General features: G+C 67.6%; 23 protein-coding genes and 1 pseudogene. 17 read left to right on the top strand and 7 right to left on the bottom strand.

Going from position 1 to position 23331, the window contains the following annotated elements:
* Positions 1 to 85: 85 nt before the first annotated feature.
* Positions 86 to 781 carry a TetR/AcrR family transcriptional regulator gene (locus AC1MCA_RS08145; protein WP_479802561.1) on the bottom strand — a complete coding sequence of 232 codons (696 nt, stop codon included), beginning with the start codon at positions 779 to 781 and terminating at the stop codon, positions 86 to 88.
* Positions 782 to 901: 120 nt separating this feature from the next.
* Here AC1MCA_RS08145 and AC1MCA_RS08140 point away from each other — a divergent pair, with 120 nt between their 5' ends.
* The 6 genes from AC1MCA_RS08140 (at position 902) to AC1MCA_RS08115 (ending at position 5842) form a co-directional block, all read left to right on the top strand.
* Complete coding sequence (locus AC1MCA_RS08140) at positions 902 to 1234, top strand: thiamine-binding protein (RefSeq protein ID WP_479802560.1); 333 nt, start codon at positions 902 to 904, stop codon at positions 1232 to 1234.
* Positions 1235 to 1324: 90 nt separating this feature from the next.
* Positions 1325 to 2032, top strand: coding sequence for an O-methyltransferase (locus AC1MCA_RS08135; RefSeq protein WP_479802558.1), 708 nt, complete (start codon positions 1325 to 1327; stop codon positions 2030 to 2032).
* A gap of 84 nt (positions 2033 to 2116) precedes the next feature.
* On the top strand, positions 2117 to 2596 hold the full coding sequence (locus AC1MCA_RS08130; protein WP_108600041.1) for a Dps family protein: 480 nt from the start codon (positions 2117 to 2119) through the stop codon (positions 2594 to 2596).
* Between the two features lie 30 nt (positions 2597 to 2626).
* A complete protein-coding gene (locus tag AC1MCA_RS08125) occupies positions 2627 to 3682 on the top strand; it encodes a hypothetical protein (protein ID WP_479802556.1) in 1056 nt (351 codons plus the stop codon).
* Positions 3676 to 5064: a PIG-L family deacetylase gene (locus AC1MCA_RS08120; RefSeq protein ID WP_479802554.1), complete on the top strand. Its 1389-nt coding sequence runs from the start codon at positions 3676 to 3678 to the stop codon at positions 5062 to 5064. The genes AC1MCA_RS08125 and AC1MCA_RS08120 overlap by 7 nt, the downstream gene beginning before the upstream one ends.
* A complete protein-coding gene (locus AC1MCA_RS08115; RefSeq protein WP_479802552.1) occupies positions 5039 to 5842 on the top strand; it encodes a glycosyltransferase family 2 protein in 804 nt (267 codons plus the stop codon). Before AC1MCA_RS08120 ends, AC1MCA_RS08115 begins: the two co-directional genes overlap by 26 nt.
* 159 nt (positions 5843 to 6001) lie before the next feature.
* On the opposite strand, the gene AC1MCA_RS08110 is transcribed toward AC1MCA_RS08115, so the two are convergent.
* The 4 genes from AC1MCA_RS08110 to AC1MCA_RS08095 form a co-directional block, all read right to left on the bottom strand.
* On the bottom strand, positions 6002 to 7150 hold the full coding sequence (locus AC1MCA_RS08110; protein WP_479802551.1) for a YihY/virulence factor BrkB family protein: 1149 nt from the start codon (positions 7148 to 7150) through the stop codon (positions 6002 to 6004).
* Between the two features lie 118 nt (positions 7151 to 7268).
* A complete protein-coding gene (locus tag AC1MCA_RS08105; protein ID WP_479802550.1) occupies positions 7269 to 7877 on the bottom strand; it encodes a DUF3618 domain-containing protein in 609 nt (202 codons plus the stop codon).
* Complete coding sequence (locus AC1MCA_RS08100; protein ID WP_479802547.1) at positions 7874 to 8305, bottom strand: phage holin family protein; 432 nt, start codon at positions 8303 to 8305, stop codon at positions 7874 to 7876. The genes AC1MCA_RS08105 and AC1MCA_RS08100 overlap by 4 nt, the downstream gene beginning before the upstream one ends.
* The gene (locus tag AC1MCA_RS08095; protein ID WP_479802544.1) at positions 8305 to 9261 is read right to left on the bottom strand and encodes a hypothetical protein; all 957 of its coding nucleotides are present in this window, start codon (positions 9259 to 9261) and stop codon (positions 8305 to 8307) included. The genes AC1MCA_RS08100 and AC1MCA_RS08095 overlap by 1 nt, the downstream gene beginning before the upstream one ends.
* A gap of 189 nt (positions 9262 to 9450) precedes the next feature.
* Here AC1MCA_RS08095 and AC1MCA_RS08090 point away from each other — a divergent pair, with 189 nt between their 5' ends.
* Both AC1MCA_RS08090 and AC1MCA_RS08085 read left to right on the top strand, forming a co-directional pair.
* Positions 9451 to 10122, top strand: coding sequence for a hypothetical protein (locus AC1MCA_RS08090; RefSeq protein ID WP_479802539.1), 672 nt, complete (start codon positions 9451 to 9453; stop codon positions 10120 to 10122).
* Between the two features lie 220 nt (positions 10123 to 10342).
* Positions 10343 to 11281, top strand: coding sequence for a sigma-70 family RNA polymerase sigma factor (locus AC1MCA_RS08085; RefSeq protein ID WP_479802535.1), 939 nt, complete (start codon positions 10343 to 10345; stop codon positions 11279 to 11281).
* Here the strand turns inward: AC1MCA_RS08085 and AC1MCA_RS08080 are convergent.
* Positions 11167 to 12123 (bottom strand): annotated as a pseudogene (locus AC1MCA_RS08080) (glycosyltransferase family 9 protein); the annotation flags it as partial. The gene AC1MCA_RS08085 and the pseudogene AC1MCA_RS08080 overlap by 115 nt on opposite strands.
* A 96-nt stretch (positions 12124 to 12219) precedes the next feature.
* On the opposite strand from AC1MCA_RS08080, the gene AC1MCA_RS08075 reads away from it, so the two are divergent.
* From AC1MCA_RS08075 to AC1MCA_RS08045, 7 genes are read left to right on the top strand one after another with little or no spacing between them, the layout of a single operon-like run.
* Entirely contained in the window at positions 12220 to 12756 is a 537-nt protein-coding gene (locus tag AC1MCA_RS08075; protein WP_479802533.1) for a D-glycero-alpha-D-manno-heptose-1,7-bisphosphate 7-phosphatase, read from the top strand.
* Positions 12756 to 13844 carry a glycosyltransferase family 9 protein gene (locus AC1MCA_RS08070; RefSeq protein ID WP_479803337.1) on the top strand — a complete coding sequence of 363 codons (1089 nt, stop codon included), beginning with the start codon at positions 12756 to 12758 and terminating at the stop codon, positions 13842 to 13844. The genes AC1MCA_RS08075 and AC1MCA_RS08070 overlap by 1 nt, the downstream gene beginning before the upstream one ends.
* A complete protein-coding gene (locus AC1MCA_RS08065) occupies positions 13841 to 14863 on the top strand; it encodes a glycosyltransferase (RefSeq protein ID WP_479802531.1) in 1023 nt (340 codons plus the stop codon). Before AC1MCA_RS08070 ends, AC1MCA_RS08065 begins: the two co-directional genes overlap by 4 nt.
* A gap of 52 nt (positions 14864 to 14915) precedes the next feature.
* Complete coding sequence (locus AC1MCA_RS08060) at positions 14916 to 16169, top strand: glycosyltransferase (RefSeq protein ID WP_479802529.1); 1254 nt, start codon at positions 14916 to 14918, stop codon at positions 16167 to 16169.
* Entirely contained in the window at positions 16166 to 16882 is a 717-nt protein-coding gene (locus tag AC1MCA_RS08055) for a D-sedoheptulose-7-phosphate isomerase (RefSeq protein WP_479802527.1), read from the top strand. The genes AC1MCA_RS08060 and AC1MCA_RS08055 overlap by 4 nt, the downstream gene beginning before the upstream one ends.
* Positions 16879 to 18258: a D-glycero-beta-D-manno-heptose 1-phosphate adenylyltransferase gene (gene rfaE2, locus AC1MCA_RS08050; RefSeq protein ID WP_479802525.1), complete on the top strand. Its 1380-nt coding sequence runs from the start codon at positions 16879 to 16881 to the stop codon at positions 18256 to 18258. The genes AC1MCA_RS08055 and rfaE2 (AC1MCA_RS08050) overlap by 4 nt, the downstream gene beginning before the upstream one ends.
* A gap of 50 nt (positions 18259 to 18308) precedes the next feature.
* Positions 18309 to 19061, top strand: a complete 753-nt coding sequence (locus AC1MCA_RS08045; RefSeq protein ID WP_479802523.1) for an SDR family oxidoreductase — start codon at positions 18309 to 18311, stop codon at positions 19059 to 19061.
* Positions 19062 to 19065: 4 nt separating this feature from the next.
* On the opposite strand, the gene AC1MCA_RS08040 is transcribed toward AC1MCA_RS08045, so the two are convergent.
* Positions 19066 to 20235, bottom strand: coding sequence for a glycosyltransferase family 9 protein (locus tag AC1MCA_RS08040; RefSeq protein WP_479802521.1), 1170 nt, complete (start codon positions 20233 to 20235; stop codon positions 19066 to 19068).
* 125 nt (positions 20236 to 20360) lie between these two features.
* On the opposite strand from AC1MCA_RS08040, the gene AC1MCA_RS08035 reads away from it, so the two are divergent.
* Together AC1MCA_RS08035 and rfaE2 (AC1MCA_RS08030) are read left to right on the top strand one after the other, a co-directional pair.
* On the top strand, positions 20361 to 21782 hold the full coding sequence (locus tag AC1MCA_RS08035; RefSeq protein WP_479802519.1) for an aldehyde dehydrogenase family protein: 1422 nt from the start codon (positions 20361 to 20363) through the stop codon (positions 21780 to 21782).
* A complete protein-coding gene (gene rfaE2 / locus AC1MCA_RS08030) occupies positions 21779 to 23329 on the top strand; it encodes a D-glycero-beta-D-manno-heptose 1-phosphate adenylyltransferase (RefSeq protein WP_479802517.1) in 1551 nt (516 codons plus the stop codon). Before AC1MCA_RS08035 ends, rfaE2 (AC1MCA_RS08030) begins: the two co-directional genes overlap by 4 nt.
* Positions 23330 to 23331: the final 2 nt, after the last annotated feature.

Raw genomic sequence — 23331 nt, 5'->3', positions numbered from 1 at the left:
TGCGTAACCCCACTTGAGTCTAATCCAACGAAGTGATGCCTTCAATGACCGCGGCGGGAGGCCCGCCGCCGTCAGCTGAAACCGGTCAGCTGAACTGCGGTCCTTTGTACTGGTTCGGCTGGTACCGGGAGGGCTGCGACGGACTCTGGAACGGCGGCGGACCCGGGAGTTGCGACGCGGGCAGCGGAACGTACGCCGGCAGCGGACGGCTGGGCCGTTCGCTGCGGATGGCGTCCTCAATCAGCGCCACGGGCCTCCGCCAGGCATCCGACCCCGGCTCCATGGTGTCCACCACACCGATCAGCATGGCAAGCAGCCGGAACATGTCGGTCATGGAAATATCCGGACGCAGCGTTCCCTGACCCTGACCCCGGCTGAGCAGCACGCTGATGGAATCTATGAGGGATCCGGTGATCCCGGTCAGCAATTCGCGCCGGCCCGCCACGGCACCCAGGAGGTTTGCGTCATCACTGGCCGCAGCCATGATGGCCTCGATGACCCGCATCAGTCCGGTGGCCGGGTCGATATCGGCCAAGGCATCGACGATGACCGGATCAACCGTTTCGCGGAGCTGCCGGTTGAGGGCTGCCAGGACCAGTTCCTCCTTGTCGGCGAAGTTCCTGAACAGGGTGGCAGGGCCAACGCCCGCCGTCGTCGCGATTGTCTGGAGGGGAACTTCCGGACCATGCTCGCGGAAGCACTGACGCGCCGCCGTGATGATCTTGTCCACGTTCCGGGCAGCGTCTGCGCGTAGTGGTTTGCGGACTACGTCGATGCTCATCCGATCAGGCTAGCAACGCAGCAGACGGCGGACACGGTTACCCGGGGGTAGCTGGTTATGTGACGTTCCGGGCGTCGATTCAGCCCCGGGTGGAGCCCTGGTGCATGGGAGACTGGCCATATGTTGCTTGCATTTTCAGTTGCCCCCTCCGGTACGCCTGCCAGTGGTGCCCGCCCCACGGACGCTTCAGTGCACGACGCCGTTGCTGCCGCAGTGAGGATCGTCCGGGAATCCGGGCTCCCCAACCGGACGAGCTCGATGTTCACCGAGATCGAAGGCGAATGGGACGAGGTGTTCGAGGTCGTCAAGCGCGCCACGGAAGCTGTGGGCGAGTTCGGCAGCCGCGTCTCACTGGTCATCAAGGCTGATATCCGGCCAGGTTACTCGGGTGAACTCAGTGCCAAGGTCGACCGCCTGGAACAGGCACTCTCCGACGGTCAACCGGCCGAATAACAGGCTGCTGGGCTTCGCTGCGGGCGCGGTTCCGACGCCGCCCTCCTTGGAAGCCTTCCATGGCCGGAGGCGACCTGCCAGAATGTGGCCATGTCTGAGCACAAGCCCTCTGCGCGCGGGCCTTTTGAACACAAGCCCCAGGCTGGGTGGGTGGCTGTCGAAGATTTCCTCACCGAAACCGTGGTGCACCCTGACGCCGCCCTGGAGCGGGCCGTGCAGTCCGCTACCGATGCGGGCATGCCGCCCATCGAAGTGACGCCGAATGCCGGCAAGCTGCTCAAGCTCCTGGTCCAGGTGTCCGGTGCCCGCCGGGTGCTGGAGATCGGCACCCTCGCAGGGTTCAGCGCCATCTGGATGGCTCAGGGACTTCCCGACGGCGGCCGGCTGGTGACGTGCGAATACCTCACCAAACATGCGGAGATTGCCCGTGCCAACGTGGCGGCAGCGGGTCTGGCGGACAAGGTGGAGGTCAGGGTCGGCCCCGCTTTGGACACCTTGGCAGCCCTGCACGCCGAAGGCCAGGAACCTTTCGACTTCGTGTTCATCGACGCCGACAAGGAAAACAATTCCAACTATCTCGACTGGGCCGTCAGGCTGGGCAGGCCCGGCACCACGGTAGTCCTGGACAACGCGGTGTGGGAGGGAGTGGTCCTGGACCCTGCCATGGACCTGGTCAATGCGCCGGGGATCATCGGCGCCCTGGAGTTGCTGGGGAAGCACCCGCAACTCGATGCCACGGTGATCCAGACCGTCGGATCCAAAGGCTGGGACGGGTTCGCACTGGCCCGGGTGAGGTGACCAGCCGCGTCAAGTGGTAAGTATGCTTAGAATAAGTCTCCCGGCCGGATCCCCGGACGGAGTGCCCAGCAGCGGAGGAACATGATGAAAGCGTCACCCACCCTGGCCAGCAACCTTCAGATGGTGCTCACGGACCTGATCGAACTGCACATGCAGGGCAAGCAGGCGCACTGGAACATCGTCGGGACCAACTTCCGCGACCTCCACCTCCAGTTGGATGAGATCATCGCCGCTGCCCGGTTGTTCGCGGACCAGGCAGCCGAGCGCATGAGGGCCCTGCACGCCCTTCCTGATGGCCGGAGCAATACGGTCTCCGGCGATACCCGGCTCGACCAGTTCCCGGCAGGACTGACGTCCACGAAGGATGCGGTCAAGCTCGTCACGAACAGGCTTGAACGGACCGTCCAGACCATGCGGGATGTCCATGACGAGGTGGACGAAGAGGACCCCACCAGCGCGGACCTTCTGCACGCCGCCATTGAACGCCTCGAGCAGTTGGCATGGATGGTGAACGCGGAAACCATGAGCCCGTCGGCGGCCGTTACCGAACCTGCCGATAAATAGGCGCCCGTGGACCGCACCGTTCCGGGGCCCGTGCACTTTCGTTCCGATGCAGCGCCCGACGCCGGCCTGGTCACCTTGCTGGACGGCGTGGCCACTGCTGCGGGGGACGTTCCGGCCCTCCTGGCGATAGCCAGGGCGGCAGGGACCAAGGCGCCGCTGCCGGGCCAAGGCAGGACGGCCGCGCTGTGGGAGCTGCTGGCCTCAGTCGCGGCCGTGGACGTTGCGGCGGCGCGGATCTTCGAGCCGCACTTTGATGCACTGGCCATCCTCGCCCAGTCGGGCCGTGATCCCGGGCAGGTGCGCGGGGCCTGGGGTGTCTTCGCCGCCGAAGGTCCGGGCGCCAGGCTGGAGGCGAAATCGGGTGACGCCGGGATCCTGCTGAGCGGCTCAAAACCGTGGTGTTCCCTGGCCTCGAAATTGGACCATGCAGTGATCACTGCGCACACCAATACCGGGGGCAGGGCCGCCTTCACCGTGGACCTCCGCCAGCCCGGTGTGACGTGCGAGGAACCTGCCTGGGTGGCGCGTGGACTGCGTGAGATTCCTAGCGGTACCGTCCATTTCAGCCAGGTTCCGGCAGAACCCCTGGGCGGCGATAACTGGTACTTCAGCCGTCCCGGATTTGCCTGGGGCGGCATGGGAGTGGCCGCGTGCTGGCTTGGCGGTGCGGTGGGTGTGGCGCGGGACTACAGGGACTCGCTCATCACCGCTGCGGAGTCCGGCCGGGAACCCGACCAGCTTGCGCTGGCCGCCTTGGGCGAAACCGATCGGATCCTCACGGCTGCGCTCCAGTATCTTGCGCGCGCAGCCTCTCGGATCGACGCCGGCGCCGGCACCGAGGAGGACAAACCGGGCACAGGGCGAAGCGGGTGGAGCGAAGCGCTGCGTGTGCGCGGAACGGTAGCCTCCGCCGTCGAGCGTGTCCTTGCCCGGGTCACCGGCAACCGCGGGCCGGCGCCGCTGGCGTTCGACGAACCGTACGCCAAGCGGATGGCTGACCTTGCGCTGTACGTACGCCAGCACCATGGGATGCGGGACGACGCGCAGCTGGGAAAGCTGACGCTCACGGAGGAGTATCCATGGTGACCTTCTCCCACACAGACCAGGGCACGGACGAGGCAGCCTGGGCGGCGAGCGGGCTGCCGGCCATTGCCGAACTGCCCCTGGACGGACAGGAAATGGCGGCGATGCGGTTTCTGGTCCTCGTGGCACACCCGGATGACGAGGCCTTGGGTGCTGGTGGCCTGCTGGCGGGTCTGCATGCACTGGGCGGGGACGTCGAGGTGCTGCTGTTTACGGCGGGGGAGGGATCTCACCCGGACTCGGTGACCATCACACCGGAGCAGCTGGCGGCCACCCGGCTGCAGGAGTTTGCGGCCGCCATGGATGCTCTGGGACTGGGCGGGTCCTGGCGGTTTCTTGGCCTGCCGGACAGCGGCCTGGCGCAGCGGAAACCGGAAATCGCTGGTCTGTTGAGGAACGCCATTGACCGAAACCCCGGGCAGCATGTTGCCATGGTGGCTCCGTACCGTGCGGATGGCCACGCGGACCATGATGCACTGGGCTTGGTCGCGGCTGAGATCGCAGGCGAGGGTGGCCACGCCCTGCTCGAGTTTCCCATCTGGTACTGGTTCCGGGCCTCGCCGGAGGATCCTGCCTGGCACACGTGGGTCCGGCTTCCCCTGGACCGGAACCAGCAGGCCGCCAAGGCTGCCGCCCTCAGTGCCCACACCAGCCAGCACAGCCCACTCTCCGAGCTGCCGGGGGACGAAGTGCTCCTCGGCGAGGGCTTCCTGCAGCATTTCACCCGCGGGTTCGAGACCTTTGCCTGGACCCCGCCGCGTACGCTTGCAGCCCACACCAGCGCACCCCACACCAGCGCCGATGCGCAACGGATCTTCGATGCCGTCCACGCGGGCTCGGAGGATCCGTGGGAGTACACCACCAGCTGGTACGAACGCCGCAAACGCTCCCTCACCCTCGCCGTACTGCCGGGGGAACAGTACCGCTCAGGGCTGGAAATTGGCTGCTCCATCGGCACTCTCTCGGCTGAATTGGCGACCCGATGCACCCGGCTCCTGGCAGTGGATGCCAGCAGTACCGCGCTGGAACTCGCGGCCAAGCGGCTCGCGGAGTTCCCCGGCGTCGATACCCGGCAACTGACCCTGCCGGACGAGTGGCCCGGCGGCAGCTACGACCTGGTGGTGGTCTCAGAGGTGGGCTATTACCTGTCGCCCGCGGAGTTTGAGGTTCTGCTGCGGCGGATCGAGGACTCCATGGAGCCCGGCGGCACGCTGCTGCTGTGCCACTGGCGGCACCCGGTGTCAGGCTGGGAGCTCGACGGCGATTCGGTCCACTCGTTGGCGCGGAACCTCCTGCGCTGGCGCACCGCAGGGCTGTACCGGGAACGCGATTTTGTGCTGGAAACGCTGGTGGCGCCCGTTGATCCCGGACCCCGGCGGCGCTGAGATGGAGCACGGGCGGACGGACTTCCGGATCGCGAAAGTGGCCGTGGTGATCCCCGTCCACAACGAGGAACAGCACCTGGAGCGGGCTCTGGACGGCGTCCGGGCCGCAGCCGATGTACTTCAGGCCAGCCGTCCGGAGCTGGACCTGGCCATAGTGGTGGTCCTGGACAGCTGCACGGATAACTCAAGCGCGGTGGCCGCCCGAATCGCAGCCTCCGATCCCCGCCTCAGCCTGTGTCACGTACCGTTCCGCAGCGTCGGCAGAAGCAGGCGCGCCGGCATCAGGACCATCCTCAACGGACACCACAAGCCCGACCTCGAAGCGGGCCTCCCGCCCGCCACCGGGACGTTATGGCTGGCCAACACCGATGCCGATTCCCATGTTCCCGAAGATTGGCTGGTGCGCCAGGTGATGCTGGCCGACAGCGGGGCTGACGCAGTTCTGGGAACTGTGGAACCCGATGCCGCGGGGATGGACGGCGAACTGCTGCGGCGGTGGCACCTTCGGCATACTTTGGCCGAGGACCATCCGCACGTGTTCGGTGCGAATCTTGGCGTGCGGGCGTCGGCGTACCTGCTTGCCGGCGGCTTTCCCCGGCAGCGCTCGCACGAGGACCGGGTGCTGGTGGACCGGCTGCGCCGCCGGGGGTTCAGCGTTACTTCAACCGACACCGTCCGTGTACTGACCTCCGGGCGCACCGAAGGACGGGCGCCGCATGGGTTGGGCGCCTATCTTTTGGCGCTGCGGATGGAATCCGCGGTTGCCCTGGAAAGCTGAGGAGACAGAGCGAGGGGGCCGACGACGACTGGGGGGACTGGCCTCGGTCTCAGAAGAGGCCACCTCGCCGCCGACCCCGCCTGATACCCGGACAAGACCGACCCGGGAAACATTGAGGAATCTGCTGATAACAATTTTCCCCCAAGTTTCCCGCGCTGCCTAGTCCCGGCCTGCTTTCCTCCGGCCGGTGTTGTCCGGGACATTTTTATCCCGGTCGGTGTTGCCGTGACGTCCCGTCTCGTCCTGGTCCGACTGGTGGCTTTCGCGCAGCTCACGGCCACGCTTGATGTCCTCTTCTTCCTGTTTCTGCATCTTCTCGCTCTTCTTGGTGTCCCGCGGCGGCAGCTGGAGGGTTTCTTCAGCTTCGATTCCTGCCTGAAGCTGGCGTCCGCGTTCCATCTCAGCGTCGAACTCGGCACCGAACAGCAGGGACATGTTGAGGATCCAGAGCCACAGCAGCATGACGATCACGCCGCCCAATGCGCCGTAGGTCTTGTTGTAGTTGCCGAAGTTGCCAACATAGAAGCCGAATCCGAGGGAGGCCAGCATGAAGATCACCAAGGCGATGAGGGAGCCGAGGCTCATCCACCGGAACTTGGGCTGCTTCACGTTAGGGGTGGCGTAGTACAGCACAGCGATGATCACGATGACCAGCGCTATGATCACCGGCCATTTGGCGATGTTCCAGATAGCGAGGAAGACGCCGCTCAGCCCAATGAGTCCGCCCACGGCCTCAGCCACAGGCCCGCTCAGGACGAGCATGCCGGCGAGGAGGGCAACAATGACCACTGCAAGCAGCGTGACGGCCAGCATGGTGCCCCGCAACTTCACGAACGGGCGGCCTTCGTCGACCTCGTAGATCCGGTTCATGGCACGCCCAAAGGCGCCCACATAACCGGACGCGGACCACAGCGCGGTGGCAAGGCCGATGAACAGCGTGAAGCCGGCCGCGGGGGCTGAAGCGAGCTCCTCAACGGGGCCGCTGACGGTATTCACTGTTTCGGCCGGAGCGAATCCGCGGACAATTTCCAGTAGGGCCGTGGTCGTCTTTTCCGGATCGCCGAACAGGCCGATCAGCGACACCAGGGCAAGCATCGCGGGGAAGAGCGACAACACGGCGAAGTAGGTGAGCGCCGCGGCAAGGTCGGGGCACTGGTCCTTTGTAAACTCCCTGAAGGTCTTCTTGGCGATGTACTTCCACGAGGGCTTGGTGACGTCGGCAGGGCTGTCTGGTTTGCGGGAATCATCCGGTGCTGGAGCCTGGCCAGCCTTGGCGGTGCTGGTTTCTGAGGCATCTTGAGTGGCCATGATGCGTCCTCTCATTGTGGTTGGCAAAGGACAGGCCGGTTCCGCCAGCGGGGGCGGAACCGGCCTGTCGGTGATGCTGATGGAAGCAGGGCACCGCTGGGTGCCGGGTGCTTACGGGTCAGGTGTTCTGGACGTGGTCTTTGGCGTCGGTTGCCCGGTCTTTGACGTCGGTTGCTGCGACCTGGCCTTCGGCTTTGACGTGTTCGGCGGCGTCGGTGGCGGTGGCTTTGACGTTTTCCATGGCCTCGCGGGCGGGTTCCTTCAGGCCCTGGGCCATGTCCTTGGCGGCCTCGGTCAGTTCCGTGGTGACCGGTTCCGCGGCGGTCTTGAGGGCGTCGGCGGCTTCGCGTTCCTTCTCGCTGGCCGGGATCAGGGAGGAGAGCAGCATCCCGGCGCCGAAGGCGACAAGGCCTGCGGCCAGGGGGTTGCCCTGGGTCTTGGCCTTGACCTGCTGGGGTGCGTCCCCGATGGCCTGGCCGGCGTCGTGCAGGACGTTCCCGGCGCTGTCGGTGCGGTTGTGGACCCCGCTGTGGACGCGGGTGGTGGCGTCGTCGGCTGCTCCCATGACTTTCTCCTTCACGCCGAAGACGGCGTCTTTGACCTTGTCCGTTTGCCGGTGGACGATATTGGACGGGGTGACTTTGTCTGCCACGGCGTCCACGTTGGTGCCCAGGCGGGCGCGGGTGGCTTCAATGTCTGATCGGATTGCGTCCGGGTTATCGCTCATCGTTTTACCTCACCGGGTTTCAGGGTTGGGGGGATTTCAGAGAGTGTTTCGGCGGTCTGGGGCATGCCCTGGACCTGTTTGAGGTTCTTTCGACCCACCGAGGCCAGGACCGCGGCGATGATGCCCCAGATCACGGCGACAACGACGGCGGACCAGCCGAGGCCCATCAGCTCGCCCAGGGCGTACCAGAGGGCGAGGGAGAGGAACAGCAGGACGAAGTGTCCGGCGACGCCGGCGCCGGCGAGCATGCCGCCGCCCTTGCCGGCCCGGGTTGCGGACTGCTTCAGCTCGGCCTTGGCGAGTTCCACTTCCTGGCGCATCAGCGTGGACAGGTCACGGGTCACCTCACCGAGCAGATCACCCAAAGAGGTGTTATCCGCCTTCGCGTGCGCCGCCGATGGCGGAGATTCTGGAATCTGGCTGCTCATCACGGCCTGCCGGTCTGACCGTCCGCGGAACGGTCACGGGTCAGTGGATCATTGGCCATCGGATCGTCGGCAAGCTGCCGGTCGCCCAGGGGATCGTCAGCGAGGCGGTTGCCCGACCACGGCTCTTCCACGAGCTGGGGGCTGTCCAGGGCGCTGGCCGGACGCGCAGCATCGCCGTACGCGCTTCCCGGCGCGCCGCCGTCGTATCCTGCCGTAGTGGTTGCCGGGCCGGGGACCTGGACCGGTGGCGTCGGAATGGTCCCGCCGCCCGACGGCGTGTACCCCTCTGCCGTGGTGCCGTAGGTGCCGGAACCGTAGCTTGAGACGGCCCGGTTCGTGGAGGTTTCCGGTGCCCCCGCGCTCAAGCTGCGCGTCAGCCGGCCCGCGAGAACGCCGGCGCCGGCTGCCAGGAGGAGGAACGTTCCGGGACGCTGGCGGGCGAAGCTCTTGACTTCGTTCAGCAGTGAACCGGGGTCGCGGCCATCAAGCCAGGACGCTACGGCCTGCGAACGTTCGGCCGCCTGGCGGACCAGGTCCGAGGCGACGCCGGGCCGGTCGGAGGCCAGGGCCATGGCGTGCAGTTCGTCGGAAACCGACCGGAGGCCGCTGGCTACCTTCTGCTGCTGGGCACCGGCCTGGTGGGTGAGATCGCTGCGGGCCTGGTAGAGGAGATCCTTGGCATTCGACTTCGCTTCCGAGGCGACGTTGGCCGCTTCGGTCTTGGCGGTTGCAGCCACGCTTTGAGCCGATTCGGCCGCAGTCCGTGCGACGTCTCCGGCCTCCTCTCTCACAGCATCCTTGCGGGACGTCCCATAGGAATCGCCCGTCACCGGTGCTGTTTGCTGCGAGGTCGATGCTGCCGAGGGGAACGTGGTGGCTCTGCGCTCACCTGTGATCCCTGTTGTGGCCGGGGGAACCGTGTAATCCGAATCCTCAGGCCATTGGTTCTCTGTCATCTTCGCTCTCTCTTTCCAAAGAAGGCCGGTTGTTGATCAAGAACCAGCAATACTGGCCGTAAAATAGTAAGCATGATTACTAACAGAACGTAAGTACCCTTATTGATAGATTTTCAAACGGGCCGTCAGCGCCTGCCGTCTTGGCATCGCCGGACCCGGTCACAACGGAGTTGAAAGAGGTGGGTAGCTTTGGACGTTGCACCCTGGGTTTGGATAGTCATTGCGATTGTTGTGGTGGCGCTTATTGTGCTGCTGCTGCTAACCGGACGCCGCCGCCGGGCGCTGCAGGCGAAGCGGGATGAAGCGCACCGCGAAAAGGCCGCAGAAATACGCAGGGAGGCCGAGAACATCGAACTCGATGCCCGCGAAAACGAAGCCCGGGCTTCCAGGGCCCGCGCTGATGCGGAGCAGGCCCAGATCCAGGCGGCGCGGCTGAAGCAGGAAGCCGACAAGAAGGCCGCCGAAGCCAGGTCGCTCCGCGAGAATGTAGCCGAGCACACCCGTAAGGCTGACGAGATCGACCCCGACGTTCATGCAGACCGGGATGGCAGGACCAGGGAAAACCGGACAGCCGCGATGCAGCCGGCTGCGGATCGCACGGATGGCGCTGAGCACACCGACCGCGCTGAGACAGTCGGTGCGGATAGTAGAGACCGCAGGGATCGCTCCGATCGCGCACCCAGGGACCCGATGGACCGGTCCGATCAGCCTGACGAGACAGACGCTGGCCGAGCGGAGAGGACTGACGGTGACCGGGCGGAAGTGACCGATGCGGAACGTTCGCGGGTAGCCGATACTGACCGGGCGCGGTTGGCTGAACGGGAACGGGCCGCCCGCGACAAGCCGGCGTCGGGCATCTAGCCCAACCGATGCGCTGGCCCGCACAGGAAACAACGCGGGGTCACTTTTCGCCCAATGAAGGCAACTTATCGGGCGGGGAGTGACCCCGCGTTGCTTGTGCCCTGCGGCTACCCGGACCGCCACTTCCCGGGAAGGCATTGTTTTATAAGCAAGCTTATGATTTCCTACTGCTAAGTCTTGCCGCAGGCTTTCGGATCCAGACCCGAAGGAGCCACCGACAATGCCTGAATTCCTTGCTGCGTTCGACGGCGAAGCTGCACCAGTCCGGTCCACACCGCCGGAATTACCGTTGGATGTGCCGCTGGAGGCCCTTCCACGGAGCCCGGCGCAGGGACGCGGACGGCTTCGGGAGGCGTTTGAGAACGAACTGGTCCTGGACTATCTGGACCTTGCTGAAGCGCTGGCCGCGCGTTTCGAAGCCCGCGGCCGCGAGCGCGACGATCTGAACCAGGTGGCCTACCTTGGCCTGGTGAAGGCGGCACGTGGCTTTGACCAGGCCAAGGGCGGCAGTTTCCCTGCCTATGCCGCCCCCACCATCACCGGAGAGCTGAAGAGGTACCTGCGGGACCGGAGCTGGATGGTCCGGCCGCCGCGGCATATCCAGGACCTCCGTTCACGGCTGTTCCGGGCCGAGCCTGAGCTCGCGCAGATCCTTGGCAGAAATCCGAACGTCTCAGAACTTGCCGGTCACCTCGGCGTTGACGGTGCCGAGGTCCAGGAGGCCCTCAGCGCCTCCAACAGCCTCCATCCGGACTCGCTCGACGCCGTCGATCCCCACAGTGATGCACCGCCCATCGCGGAGGTGCTTGCTTGCCCCGACGTGCCGTTGGAGCGGCTGGAGGATCTCACCTGCCTCCGCGAGGCAATGCAGGAACTTGATGCCGCCGACCGGGAATTGCTTTACCGCAGGTACTTCTGCGAGGAGACCCAGGTGGAACTGGGCAGACGGCTGGGAATGTCGCAGATGCAGGTTTCCCGCCGGCTGGCCAGAGTGCTCGTGGACCTGCAGCACAAGCTGGCTGACAGCACTCAGTGTTCTGATTCGAGCTCTGACGCAGCCCTGAGCACCTCCTCAACTGTCACGCCCAGCAGGGCAGGGTCCGGCGTGTCGGCAAAGGGATCGCCGCGGCGGAGCCGGTCCCGCGTCAATACCCGGTGAGGCCCGGGGGGCGGACCCCAGCGCTCCGGGCCCACGGGGCCGAACAGAATGATCGAAGGCCGGGCATACGCGGATGCCAGGTGTGCTGCTCCGGTGTCTGCGGAAACCACCAGCCTCGCGCCGGCAATGCAGGCCGCGAAGGTTTGCAGGTCCAGCTTGCCTGCCAGGACGGCGGAGCCAGGAAGGCCCGCCAGGGTGCAGATCCCCACTGCCCGGGGACGTTCGTCGGCGCTTCCCGTGAACACCACCTGATGGCCGCTGCCGGACAACCGACTGGCCACCTGGGCGAAGCGCTCCGCGGGCCACAGCCTGCTCGGGAAGGCGGCACCTACGTGGATGACTGTGGCGCCCGGAAACGGTACAGCGACGGCGGGGCGGCGCAATGCACACTCCTGGGGGTCCGCGTCGATTCCGTGCCACTGCAGCAGGCGCGTCCAGCGTTCCCGCTCGTTCGTTTCCTCCACCCAGGCGGGTCCAGCCGGGCTGCCGCCCATTGGGCCCTTATGGGCAATAAGAACCTTCGGGCCCAAGGAGCGCAGCAGTTCAGTGCTTTGGGGTCCTTTGCCGTGCAGGTTGACGGCGATGTCAATCGCTTCCGCGCCGTCGGGCAGTGCCGGGAGCGGGCCTGTAAGCCCGGAGTGGGGCAGCAGCTCGTAGCCACCCACCAGGTCCAGCGCGCCGGCAAGCCACTCCGGGCCGGCATAAAGCAGCCGATGGTGCGGGTACGCCCGGCGCAGGGCATGGAGGGCTGGAACGGCTACCAGCAGGTCGCCGAGGCCAAGCGCGCGCAGCACCAAAAGGACTGGCCGGTGAGCTGCATGTCCGTCCTGCCCGGTGTTCATCGCCCCGCCTTTCGCTTCGCCATGTCAGTGGATTCTATTCCGGCGAATTGCTCCGCGCGCTGTTTAGGAGCAGTGGTGCGAGGGAACTACGTCGGTATGGGAAGCTCCGAAACTCCTCAGCTCAAGGCCGTGCTGTTCGATCGGGACGGGACGCTGGTGGTTGATGTGCCCTACAACGGCGACCCCGCGCTGGTCGAGGCGATGCCCGGTGCCAAGGCTGCGCTGGATTCCCTCCGTGCCGGCGGCTTTGCAGTGGGCGTCATCACCAACCAGTCCGGAGTGGCGCGGGGTCTCCTCACGGCCGCCGATGTGGTTGGCGTCAATGCAAGGGTGGAGGAACTCCTGGGACCTTTTGACGTGTGGGAGATGTGCCCGCACTCCGCGGAGGACGGCTGCCCCTGCCGGAAGCCGGCGCCGGGGATGGTGCTCAGCGCGTGCCGTCGCCTGGGAATCCTGGCCTCGGAAGCTGCGCTGATCGGCGACATCGGGAGCGACGTCCGGGCCGCAGAGGCTGCAGGGGCCCGCGGAGTCCTGGTGCCTACGCCGGTCACCCGGACCGAAGAGGTGGACGAGGCGAGGCTTGTGGCCCGGGACCTCGCCGCAGCTGTGGACCTGCTGCTGGAGCGGGCATGATGGCACACGTGCTGGTGGCGCGGCTCGATAGCCTGGGTGACGTCCTGTTGGCCGGGCCGGCAGTGCGGGCGGTGGCTAACGGACGCCTGCCGGACGGAAGCCGGCCCAACCACGTGGTGATGCTGTGCGGACGCCAGGGCGAAGCAGCAGCATCGATGTTGCCCGGCGTCGCGGAGGTCTACACCTGGGACAGCCCGTGGATCAGGAACCCGGCGCCGAAGATGACCGTGCCGCACGCGGACCGGCTGATTGAGTATGTGCGGAACTCCCGGATCACCGAGGCTGTCATCCTGACCTCCTTCCACCAGTCCCCGCTGCCCCTGGCGCTGCTGCTGCGGCTGGCGGGCGTGGAACGGATCACCGGGGTCTCCACCGATTATGCGGGCTCCCTGCTGGACGTCCGGCTGAGGCCCGGTGAGGACCTCGTGGAGGACCAGCCGGAAGCAGAACGGGCGCTGGGCATTGCCAGGGCAGCCGGCTTTCCGCTGCCCCTGGGCGACGATGGCAAACTCAGGGTCCAGCCGGTGCCTGCAGTGAACGATCTGGTGGGCGACGGGCCCTACGTGGTGGTCCACCCGGGAGCCGCGGTCCCGGCCAGGGCCTGGCCGCCGCTCCACCACGCCGCCGCCGTCGAACTCCTCGCCGGCGCCGGGCACCGGGTTGTGGTGACGGGCGGACCGGACGAGACGTCCCTGACGGCCACGGTCGCCGGCCCCTCGGCCATTGACCTGGGCGGCCGCACCGACCTGCGGACCCTGGCCGGAGTACTCGCCGGAGCCGACGCCGTGGTGGCCGGGAACACCGGGCCTGCCCATCTGGCTGCCGCCGTGGGAACCCCTGTGGCGTGCCTGTTCTCCCCGGTGGTGCCTGCCGTGCGCTGGGCCCCATACGGCGTCCCCCTCGAACTCCTTGGCGACCAGAACGCCGCCTGCCGGCTCACCCGGGCAAGGATCTGCCCGGTCCCCGGCCACCCGTGCCTGGATTCGGTATCGCCGGAGGATGTGATGCACGCCGTCGGGCGCCTGATCGGCGGTGTGTCCTCGTTAAGCACCCATCTCAGCACGCGCAGGAAGGACCGCAGCCGATGAGAATCCTCCTCTGGCATGTCCACGGTTCATGGACGGACGCCTTCGTCCGGGGCCGTCATGAATACCTGTTGCCGGTACTCCCGGAAGGTGGGCCGTGGGGCCTGGGACGCGCCGGCAGGCCGTGGCCGGGCTCAGTGCAGCAGGTACCGCTGGCGGAGCTCGACGCCGACAGCGTGGACGCCGTCGTGCTGCAACGGCCGGAGGAAATCGAGGCAGTCCACCAGGCTTTGGGGCGGCGTCCCGGCGTCGACCTCCCGGCCGTCTACCTGGAACACAACACCCCGAAAGGCAACTTCCCCTTCACCCGGCATCCGCTCGCCGATCAGGACAGCATTCCGCTGGTGCATGTGACCCACTTCAACAAGCTCGCCTGGGACAACGGGTCAGTGCCCGCGCTGGTGATCGAGCACGGCATACCGGACCCGGGTCCGCTTTACACCGGCGAACTGCCCGAACTGGCAGTGGTGGTCAATGAGCCCGTGCGGCGGGGACGCGTCACCGGAACGGACCTGTTGCCGGCCTTCGCCGCCGTGGCACCGCTGCACGTGTTCGGGATGAAGACCGAAGGCCTGCTCGCCGCGTCGGGTTTCGACGATGCCCGGCTGCATGTCCGGGGGGACCTGAAACCGCGGGAACTGCACCGCGAGCTGGCCCGCTGCCGGGTTTACGTCCACCCGATGCGCTGGACGTCGCTGGGACTTTCCCTCCTGGAAGCGATGCATCTTGGCATGCCGGTCCTTGCCCTGGCAACCACCGAGGCACCCCGGGCGGTACCGCCCGAAGCGGGCGCCGTGTCCGCCGACGTCGGCGAACTGCTCCGCAGCGCCGCCCGCCTCATCGCCAACCCGGAGGAAGCCCGACGGCGGGGCGCTGCGGCCAGGGAGGCGGCCCTCGCCAGGTACAGCCTGGCCCGTTTCCTGGCCGACTGGGACACCGTCCTGGCGGACCTGCGGCCCCGGGCCGTGTACTCCAACTACCACGATCACTACCGCGAGGCAGAAAAGCAGGCACTCAGATAAACCAACGTCTGGAAGAGAAGATCCTTGTTCCGGTGCGAGAGAGGAAGACCCCATGAAGATCTCCATGGTTTCAGAGCATGCCAGTCCGCTGGCCGCACTGGGCGGCGTGGACGCGGGCGGGCAGAACGTGCACGTGGCCGCACTGTCCGCGGCCCTCGCCAGGCGGGGACACGCCGTCACCGTCTACACGAGGAAGGACTCGCCGGACCTCCCACCCCGCGTCAAGGCAGGGCCGCGGCTCGAAGTGGTGCACGTGGAGGCCGGTCCGGCGAGCCACGTGCCCAAAGATGAACTGCTTCCCTACATGGAGGAACTGGCCCGCGGCATGGCCACGGACTGGGGCCAGCGGCCGCCGGACGTCGTGCATGGCCATTTCTGGATGTCCGGCATGGCAGCGCTTGATGCTGCCAGACGCGGCGAGACAGGCTACCGGATCCCGGTGGTCCAGACGTTCCATGCGCTCGGCACCGTTAAGCGACGGCACCAGGGCATCGATGACACCAGCCCCCTGGAACGCCGCTGGCTGGAGCCGAGGGTCGGACGCGACGCGGACCGGATCATCGCAACCTGCTCGGACGAAGTGTTCGAACTCAAAGCCATGGACATTGACACCGGCAAGGTGTCGATCGCACCCTGCGGCGTGGACCTGGACCTCTTCTCCGCTGACGGCCCGGCGGAGTCCCGTCCGCGCCGGCACCGTATCCTCTCGGTGGGAAGGCTCGTTCCACGGAAGGGTGTTGACCTGGTGATCCGCGCCCTGCCGCTCTTGGCCGCGGAAGGCTATGACGACGTCGAACTACTCATCGTGGGCGGTGGCGCCGAGCCCGGGCTCCTGGAATCAGACCCTGAAGTGCGCCGGCTCCTGACGCTCGCTCATGACCTCGGCGTCGCCAACCGCGTGACGCTGCGGGGGCAGGTGCCCCGCGACGCCATGCCCCGGACCTTCCGCAGTGCAGACGCGGTGGTCTGCACCCCCTGGTATGAACCCTTTGGCATCGTTCCCCTGGAAGCGATGGCCTGCGGCGTTCCCGTGGTGGCGGCCGCCGTGGGCGGGCTCCGCGACACCGTGGTGGACCACCGGACGGGGATCCACGTACCGCCACGGGATCCTGAGGCGATTGCCTCCGCGCTGGCCCTCCTGCTGGGCGACCCGGCACTCCGGGCGGAGCTTGGCGCCGCCGGCCAGCAACGTGCGCGCTCACGGTATTCGTGGGACCGGGTGGCTGTCGAAACGGAAAAGGCCTATCAGCTGGCAATCGCAGGAATGCCTGCCAGAACGGTCCCGATGGAAGGGGCTGTACTGTGACTGCCGAATGGTCCCTCCGCGACGACGAGCTCCAGGCCCTGGACGGTCAGGTCCGCTTCCCCGAAACCCTGCCGGGCCTCGATGCCATGGAAGCCCTTGACGGCGGCGCCGCGGAGGCAGTGCGGCTCCACCTGGACAATGTCATGCCGGCACTGGATTCACTCCGCGCCCAATCCGGCCGGCTGGCCGCCTGGGGTGTTGAACTGGCGAACCGGCTGCTCAGCGGGCAGCGGCTTCTGGCTGCCGGGAACGGCGGCTCGGCGGCCGAGGCCCAGCACCTGACGGCAGAACTGGTGGGCAGGTTCGACGGCGAGCGCGTCCCGTTTTCGGCAATCTCGCTGCACGCAGAAACCTCGGCAGTGACGGCCATCGCCAACGACTACGGGTTCGAGGAACTCTTCGCCCGCCAGGTCCGTGCGCACGGCCGCTCCGGGGACGTACTGGTCCTGCTGTCCACCAGCGGCCAAAGCCCCAACCTGCTGCGCGCTGCGGAGACGGCCGCAAGGCTGAATATCACCACGTGGGCGCTCACCGGCCCGGGCCCCAATCCACTGGCCACAGCGTGTGACGAGGCGGTAGTGATCGACGCCGTCAACGCCAATGCGCAGGAGGGGCACCTGATCGCCCTGCACGCAGTCTGCCGTGCCTTCGATCTTGAGATCAGCCGGCGCGGCTCCGCACACCGGTCTCCGGACGCGGGAGGCAGGCCATGAGAATCGTGGTGGTGGGCGATGTGATCCTGGACGTCGACCTGACCGGGACAGCAACGCGGCTCAGCCCGGATGCACCGGTTCCCGTGGTGGATGTGGCAAGCGTCAGGCGCCGCGCAGGCGGCGCGGGGCTCGTTGCCCGCATGCTGGTGCAGGACGGCTGGCCCGTCACCCTGGTCACGGTACTGGCGGACGACGACGCCGCGCGGCTGGTGGAGGCTGCGCTCGCGGGGGTGCGGCTGGTGGCCGGCCCCAGCGGCTCCCCGACGCCGGTGAAGACCCGTGTCCGGGCCGGAACGCACCCCGTGGTCCGTTTCGACCAGGGCTGCGGCGCGGCACCGGTTCCGGAGGTGACCCCTGCGATGCTGCGGGCAGTCGAAAAAGCGGGCGCGGTGATCGTGGCCGATTACGGGCGGGGCCTGGCCGCAAATCCCCAGCTGAGGGAACTGCTCGCAGGGCTGGCGGACGATGTCCCTATCGTGTGGGACCCCCATCCTTCCGGCGCCCCTCCGGTGGCCGGGGTTTCGGTGGTGACTCCCAACCTGGCCGAAGCGCACCAGGCCGCCGGTCCCCGGGCATCAGGACTTTACGGCTCCGCAGCGGACGGCGCAGCAGAAGTGGCCGGCATCCTGCTCGATGAATGGCGCAGCCGCGCCGTCCTGGTCACCACGGGGGAGCGCGGGGCGCTCCTGCTGCGGGAGCGGGACCGCACCCCCCGTCCGGTCCCGGCGCCCCGCGTTGAGTCGGGCGATCCTTGCGGCGCCGGTGACAGGCTGGCGGCGAGCCTTGCGGTCCACCTCCTCGGCGGCAGGGACCTCGAAGACGCTTCCGTGCTTGCCGTCCACGAGGCGGCGGACTTCCTGGCGGCCGGCGGGGTGGGTGCATTGCCGGATCCGCCGGTCCCGGGCAGGCCACGGCACCGCACCGCCGAACCCATGATGCTGGCCCGTCGGGTGCGGGACAACGGCGGAACGGTGGTTGCCACGGGCGGCTGTTTCGACCTGCTCCATGCCGGGCACGTCAGATCGCTCACCGCTGCCCGGGAATTGGGGGATTGCCTGATTGTCTGCCTGAACTCCGATGCGTCGGTGCGGCGGCTGAAGGGCGAACAGCGCCCCATCATGAACCAGCACGACAGGGCTGAACTGCTTCTGGCGCTCGAATCCGTGGACGCGGTCCTGGTTTTTGACGAAGACACCCCGGAAGTCGCCTTGGACCGCCTCCGGCCCGATATCTGGGTCAAGGGCGGGGACTACAAGGGGGCCCGGCTGCCTGAAGCCGAACTGGTGGAGAGCTGGGGTGGGCGCTGCGTTACCGTGCCGTACCAGCCGGCCCGCTCCACCACGGTCCTCGCAGATGCCCTCGGGAAAGTCAGCTAGGCCCGGAAGCAACAACCTGATGAACCTGCCGTCCATATGAAAGGAACACCATGACCACCGATCCAGCAGTGAGCACTGACCCATCCCCGGGACCCGGACCGTCCTGGCCCGAACCGGCCGGACCCGGCCGCGTCCTCGTCACGGGAGGGGCTTCGGGCCTGGGTGCCGCCGTCGTCGACGCAGTGCTGAGGGCGGGCGGGACGCCCGTGGTCCTGGACCGCGACATCAGCAGCGTCCCCGGCGTGAAAGCCTTCGAGGTGGACGTTGCGGACCGGGTGGCGGTGGAGCAGGCAGTCCGGGAGGCCGCGGAGTCGTTGGGCGGCCTCGATGCAGTGGTCACGGCGGCAGGAATCGACCGGTGCGGCAAACTGGCGGACGTTGCCGCCGGGGAGTGGGAGAAGGTGGTCGCCGTCAACCTGTTCGGCACCGTCTCGGTGGTCCGGGCCGCACTGCCATTTCTGAAGGGCTCCCACGGCAGGGTGGTAACCGTCGCGTCCACGCTGGGCAAGCGGGCGGTGGCCGATGCGACAGCCTATTGCGCCTCGAAATTCGGTGTGGTCGGCTTCAGTCACGCCTTGGCAGCCGAGACCGGCGGGGAGATCGGCGTGACCACCATGATCCCCGGCGGCATGAAGACCCGTTTCTTTGACGACAGGACCGAACAGTACAAACCCCAGGATGATTCCCGGCTCAACGATCCGGGCAACGTGGCCCAGGCGATCCTGTTTGTGCTGTCCCAGCCGACGGGCTGCGAAGTCCGGGAGATGCTGATCTGCCACGAGGAGGAGGGCTCCTGGCCGTGACCCGTTACTGTGCCAGCAGGCTCCGGACGTCTGCGGCGACCCCGTCCGTGTCGATTCCCTCCATCAGGGAATCGTTGTGCGGGCAGCGCGGAGCGGTCCAGCCCACCTGGGTCACGTCGGCGCCGCACGCCGGACAACGCGTCACCCAGGACAGGTGGATCCGGTGCCTGCCCCGCCCGAGGGGGCCTGAGGTCAGCGCGTTTCCGGCCCAGTAAATCCCCACGGTTGGTGTTCCCAGAGCCTGCGCCAGGTGACGGGGACCGCTGTCGTTGGCCAGGACGGCATCAGCCCGGGCGAGCAGGGCCGCCAGTCCGCCCAGTTCCAGCCGGCCGGCAACGTTGATGACAGGCCCGGCACCGTTCCCGGTGGAGTGCCCGACGGCGGCACTCACCACGGCTTCCGCCAGCCCCTTTTCGCCCGCGTCACCGATCACCAGCACCCGGCCGCCGTCGTCGGCAACTGCCCGGGCGACGGCTCCGAAAGCTTCGGCCGGCCAGCGGCGGCGGGGGTCGCTGGCGCCGGGATGGATGACCAGCAGGGGAGTGTCCCCGGGCGGCAGCTCGGTGCCCAGTGCCGCAGGCAGTTGCGCCACGAAGCGGGCCCGCGGGTTCAGCCTGGCCTCCAGCAGCACTGGCGCCGCGCCTGCGAGGCCCGCCACCTCCAGGGCGCGCGACGGTTCGTGCTGGTAGTAGGTGTAGGGCAGCGTCCGTTCCAGCGGCACCGCATCCGGGGTAGCGGATCCCACTGTGTGCCGGGCCCCCAGCCTCAGCAGGAACGGGTTCGAATAGCGTCCGCCGCCGTGGAGCTGCACCGCGAGATCGAAGTGCCGTTCGTGCGCGGTGTTAAAAAACCGTTCGACGGCGGCCGGTTCCTCCTTGCCCGGGCGGACCCCTTCGGCGAACGGCAGGATCATGACGTCGTCCAGCGCAGTGAGGGTGCCGGACACCAGGGCGTCCTGAAGGGGCGTCCCCAGCAACGTCACCGTGGAGCCCGGATAGGCCGCTTTCAGCGCGGAGACGGCCGGAAGGGCAAACATCAGGTCGCCGAGTCCGCCACCGCGCAACAGGGCGATCCGGGTGATGTCCCGGAATTTGTCCAGCAGCGGGCCGACGCCCGGGCCGGCGGCGGGTCCGGCGGCTGGTCTTTCAGCGGGTCCGTTCCCGGAATCTTCCATTGGACCGTTTCCTTCCGTGCGCGTGCTGCCACCCTACGGACGGACGGGCGGCGTGGCTACCTCGGTGTAAACGTCGCCACCCGGGGTAAGGGACAGCAAGGAGAAGTACCCCAGGGAGGAGTTCCATGGATACGAAGGCCATGCCCATTGCCGCTCAGACCGCATCCAACCACGCCGGGATCATTGTCCGGGATCCGCGGACAGGCGAGGTCCTGTGGTCCGTGCCCGAGCCGGAACCGGCGGACGTGGCGCATGCCGTAAAGGTTGCCCGGGAGGCGGCCGGCGGATGGGCGGCGAGCCCTGCCGCCGAGCGGGGCGCCGGGCTCCACGCCGCAGCCCGGGCACTGAAGGCTGCCGCGGCTGACCTGGCGGGCCTGAACGCCAGCGAGACCGGGCGCCCGGTGGAGGAAGCCCTGGCCGGGATCGATGCCGGGGTGTCCACGTTGGTGCAGTATGCAGAGGTGGGCCCGGTGCACCGGGGGCACAGCCTGAACGGCAACCGGTTCGCCGCCGATTACACCGTGGCCGAACCCCGCGGAGTGGCCGTATTGCTGACGCCATGGAATGATCCTGTGGCTGTTGCGTGCGGCCTGATCGGCGCGGCATTGGTCACCGGCAATACGGTGGTCCACAAACCGAGCGAACGTTGCCCGCGGCTTGGCGAGGCACTGGGCGAGGTGCTGGCGCCGGCGTTCCCGCCAGGTGTGCTCACCACGATCTCCGGCGGGGCGGGTGTGGGGAAGCTCCTCACCCAGGCAGGGGTGGACGTCATTGCCCACGTCGGGTCCAGCGAGGCCGGGGCGCGGATCGCCGAGGCCGGTCTGCTCAGCGGCGCGCACGTGATCCGCGAAAACGGCGGGAACGACCCGCTGCTGGTGGACCGGGACGTGGACCCGCTCTGGGCGGCGGAGCAGGCGGCCATTGGAGCGTTCAGCAACAGCGGCCAGATCTGCACCTCGGTGGAGCGGATCTACGTCCACGCGGACATTGCCCGCCCATTCTGCGCTGCGCTGGAAGCCGAGGCCGCGCTCCGCAACAGCAACGGAACCTTGGCCCCGCTGGTGGACACCCGGATGCGGGACGCGGTTCATGCCCAGGTGGCCCAGGCCCGGGAACTCGGGGCGCACGCGGTGGAAGGCGGGTCCGTCCCCGAAGGGCCCGGTGCTTTCTACCCGGCCACCGTGCTCGTGGAATGCACGGACCGCATGCGTGTGATGACAGAGGAGACGTTCGGGCCGGTGGCACCGGTGCAGGTGGTGGCGAGCTTTGAGGAAGGGCTTCGCCAGGCTGCGGGCGGCAAGTATGGCCTGGCCGCCACCGTGCTCACCGGAAACATCGCGCACGCCCAGCAGGCCATCGCCGCCCTTCCGGTGGGGACCGTAAAAATCAATGAGGTGTTCGGCGGCGCCCCCGGAGGTTCGGCGCAGCCCCGCGGCGTGAGCGGACATGGCTTCGGATACGGGCCCGAACTACTGGACGAATTCTCCCGTGTGAAGGTGGTCCACCTGGCCGCTCCGCCGCAGCAGTCCGCGGCAGGTGCGCCATGACCCCGCGGGACCCGGCAGGACAGGACAACCTCTCCAGCCAGCGTGCCCTGTCCGGCTGGCTTCCCAGGCGTCTGGCTGCCGAACGCCCTGCCATCCTGGTCATCGGCGACGTGATGCTCGACGGCTGGTGGAGCGGAACCATCGAACGGCTCTGCCGGGAGGCACCCGCCCCGGTGGTTGACATCACCTCCCGGGAATCCGCTCCGGGAGGCGCTGCCAACACAGCGATGAACCTCGCAGCCCTCGGTGCGCGGGTGTCCGTGGCCGGGATTATCGGCAACGACGACGCCGGGGCGGCCCTGCGCCGGAAACTTGAGGATGCCGGCATCGACGTCAGCCATTTGCACAGCCATCCGGCCATGGTCACCACCACCAAAATCCGCATCAGCAGCGGCGGCCAGGTGATGCTCCGCATCGATGACTCTGCCAGCACGGTTCCGGCCGAGGCGCTGGCCGCGCTCGCAGCCTCAGTTGCCGCCGCCGTCGAACATCAGGACGCGGTGATGGTGTGCGACTACGGCACCGGCGTGCTGGCGGATCCGGTGCAGGCTGCCATTCTTACAGCGCTCGCGGCCGGGGACACCGCGCCGGAACCAACAACGGAACGCCCGCTGACGGTGATTGACGCCCATGATCCCCGGCCCTGGGCGGTGCTCCGGCCGGACCTGGTGACCCCCAACGCCCGGGAAGCGGCACGTCTGCTGGACCTGCGCCTTCCCGGCGGCGCCGGCAGGATCGGCGTGGTGACCAGTCACCGGGACGCGCTCCTGGAGTCCACGGGAGCGCGGGCCGTTGTGGTCACGCTGGACCGGGACGGGACGGTGCTCTTTTCGTCGGATGGCAGCACCCACCGGACCTGGGCTCGCCCTGCGGCCGAAAAGCAGGCGTCCGGCGCAGGCGATACCTTTGTTGCTGCCCTTACCCTTGCCAGGTCGGTGGGTCTGCCGCTGACTGCCAGCCTGGATCTGGCCCAGGCAGCCGCGGACGTGGTGGTCCACCAGCCGGGCACGTCAGTGTGCAGCACAGCCCAGCTCAGCAGGCACCTGGAGAGCTTTGCCGATACCGCCCTGCCGGCGGATGAACTTGCCCGGCAGGTGCAGGCGCACCGGGCCCAGGGGCAGCGGATCGTGCTGACCAACGGCTGCTTCGACGTCCTCCACAGCGGCCACACCCGCTACCTCACGCAGGCCAAACAGCTCGGCGACATCCTGGTGGTGGCGCTGAACAGCGATGACTCCGTCCGCCGGCTCAAAGGCCCGGGCCGGCCCATCAACACTGAGGCTGATCGCGCAGCCGTGATCGCCGCACTCAGCTGTGTGGACTACGTAACAGTCTTTGACACCCCCACGGCCAGTCCGCTGATCCGCCGGCTCCAGCCCGAGGTCTATGCCAAAGGCGGGGACTACACTCCGGAAATGCTGGCGGAAGCGGACGTGGTGGAAGAATACGGCGGGCGGGTGGCCATCCTGGACTACGTCGCGGAACGGTCCACCTCCGCCGTGGTGCAGCGCATCCAGGCCGGCAAGGGTGCCGTGCAGGCAGACTAGGC

This window comes from Arthrobacter sp. BK1 (assembly GCF_056680055.1).
This window is presented reverse-complemented; position numbering and strand designations above follow the sequence as displayed.

Excerpts from the sequence above, each read along its gene's own strand:
- AC1MCA_RS08085 (WP_479802535.1), top strand. The coding sequence starts at position 10,343 with ATGCCTGAATTCCTTGCTGCGTTCGACGGCGAAGCTGCACCAGTCCGG.
- rfaE2 (WP_479802525.1), top strand. The coding sequence starts at position 16,879 with ATGAGAATCGTGGTGGTGGGCGATGTGATCCTGGACGTCGACCTGACC.
- AC1MCA_RS08140 (WP_479802560.1), top strand. The coding sequence starts at position 902 with ATGTTGCTTGCATTTTCAGTTGCCCCCTCCGGTACGCCTGCCAGTGGT.
- AC1MCA_RS08105 (WP_479802550.1), bottom strand. The coding sequence starts at position 7,877 with ATGAGCGATAACCCGGACGCAATCCGATCAGACATTGAAGCCACCCGC.
- AC1MCA_RS08120 (WP_479802554.1), top strand. The coding sequence starts at position 3,676 with ATGGTGACCTTCTCCCACACAGACCAGGGCACGGACGAGGCAGCCTGG.
- AC1MCA_RS08035 (WP_479802519.1), top strand. The coding sequence starts at position 20,361 with ATGGATACGAAGGCCATGCCCATTGCCGCTCAGACCGCATCCAACCAC.
- AC1MCA_RS08045 (WP_479802523.1), top strand. The coding sequence starts at position 18,309 with ATGACCACCGATCCAGCAGTGAGCACTGACCCATCCCCGGGACCCGGA.
- AC1MCA_RS08100 (WP_479802547.1), bottom strand. The coding sequence starts at position 8,305 with ATGAGCAGCCAGATTCCAGAATCTCCGCCATCGGCGGCGCACGCGAAG.
- rfaE2 (WP_479802517.1), top strand. The coding sequence starts at position 21,779 with ATGACCCCGCGGGACCCGGCAGGACAGGACAACCTCTCCAGCCAGCGT.
- AC1MCA_RS08075 (WP_479802533.1), top strand. The coding sequence starts at position 12,220 with ATGGGAAGCTCCGAAACTCCTCAGCTCAAGGCCGTGCTGTTCGATCGG.
- AC1MCA_RS08070 (WP_479803337.1), top strand. The coding sequence starts at position 12,756 with ATGGCACACGTGCTGGTGGCGCGGCTCGATAGCCTGGGTGACGTCCTG.
- AC1MCA_RS08040 (WP_479802521.1), bottom strand. The coding sequence starts at position 20,235 with ATGGAAGATTCCGGGAACGGACCCGCTGAAAGACCAGCCGCCGGACCC.
- AC1MCA_RS08060 (WP_479802529.1), top strand. The coding sequence starts at position 14,916 with ATGAAGATCTCCATGGTTTCAGAGCATGCCAGTCCGCTGGCCGCACTG.
- AC1MCA_RS08110 (WP_479802551.1), bottom strand. The coding sequence starts at position 7,150 with ATGGCCACTCAAGATGCCTCAGAAACCAGCACCGCCAAGGCTGGCCAG.
- AC1MCA_RS08135 (WP_479802558.1), top strand. The coding sequence starts at position 1,325 with ATGTCTGAGCACAAGCCCTCTGCGCGCGGGCCTTTTGAACACAAGCCC.
- AC1MCA_RS08145 (WP_479802561.1), bottom strand. The coding sequence starts at position 781 with ATGAGCATCGACGTAGTCCGCAAACCACTACGCGCAGACGCTGCCCGG.
- AC1MCA_RS08130 (WP_108600041.1), top strand. The coding sequence starts at position 2,117 with ATGAAAGCGTCACCCACCCTGGCCAGCAACCTTCAGATGGTGCTCACG.
- AC1MCA_RS08065 (WP_479802531.1), top strand. The coding sequence starts at position 13,841 with ATGAGAATCCTCCTCTGGCATGTCCACGGTTCATGGACGGACGCCTTC.
- AC1MCA_RS08095 (WP_479802544.1), bottom strand. The coding sequence starts at position 9,261 with ATGACAGAGAACCAATGGCCTGAGGATTCGGATTACACGGTTCCCCCG.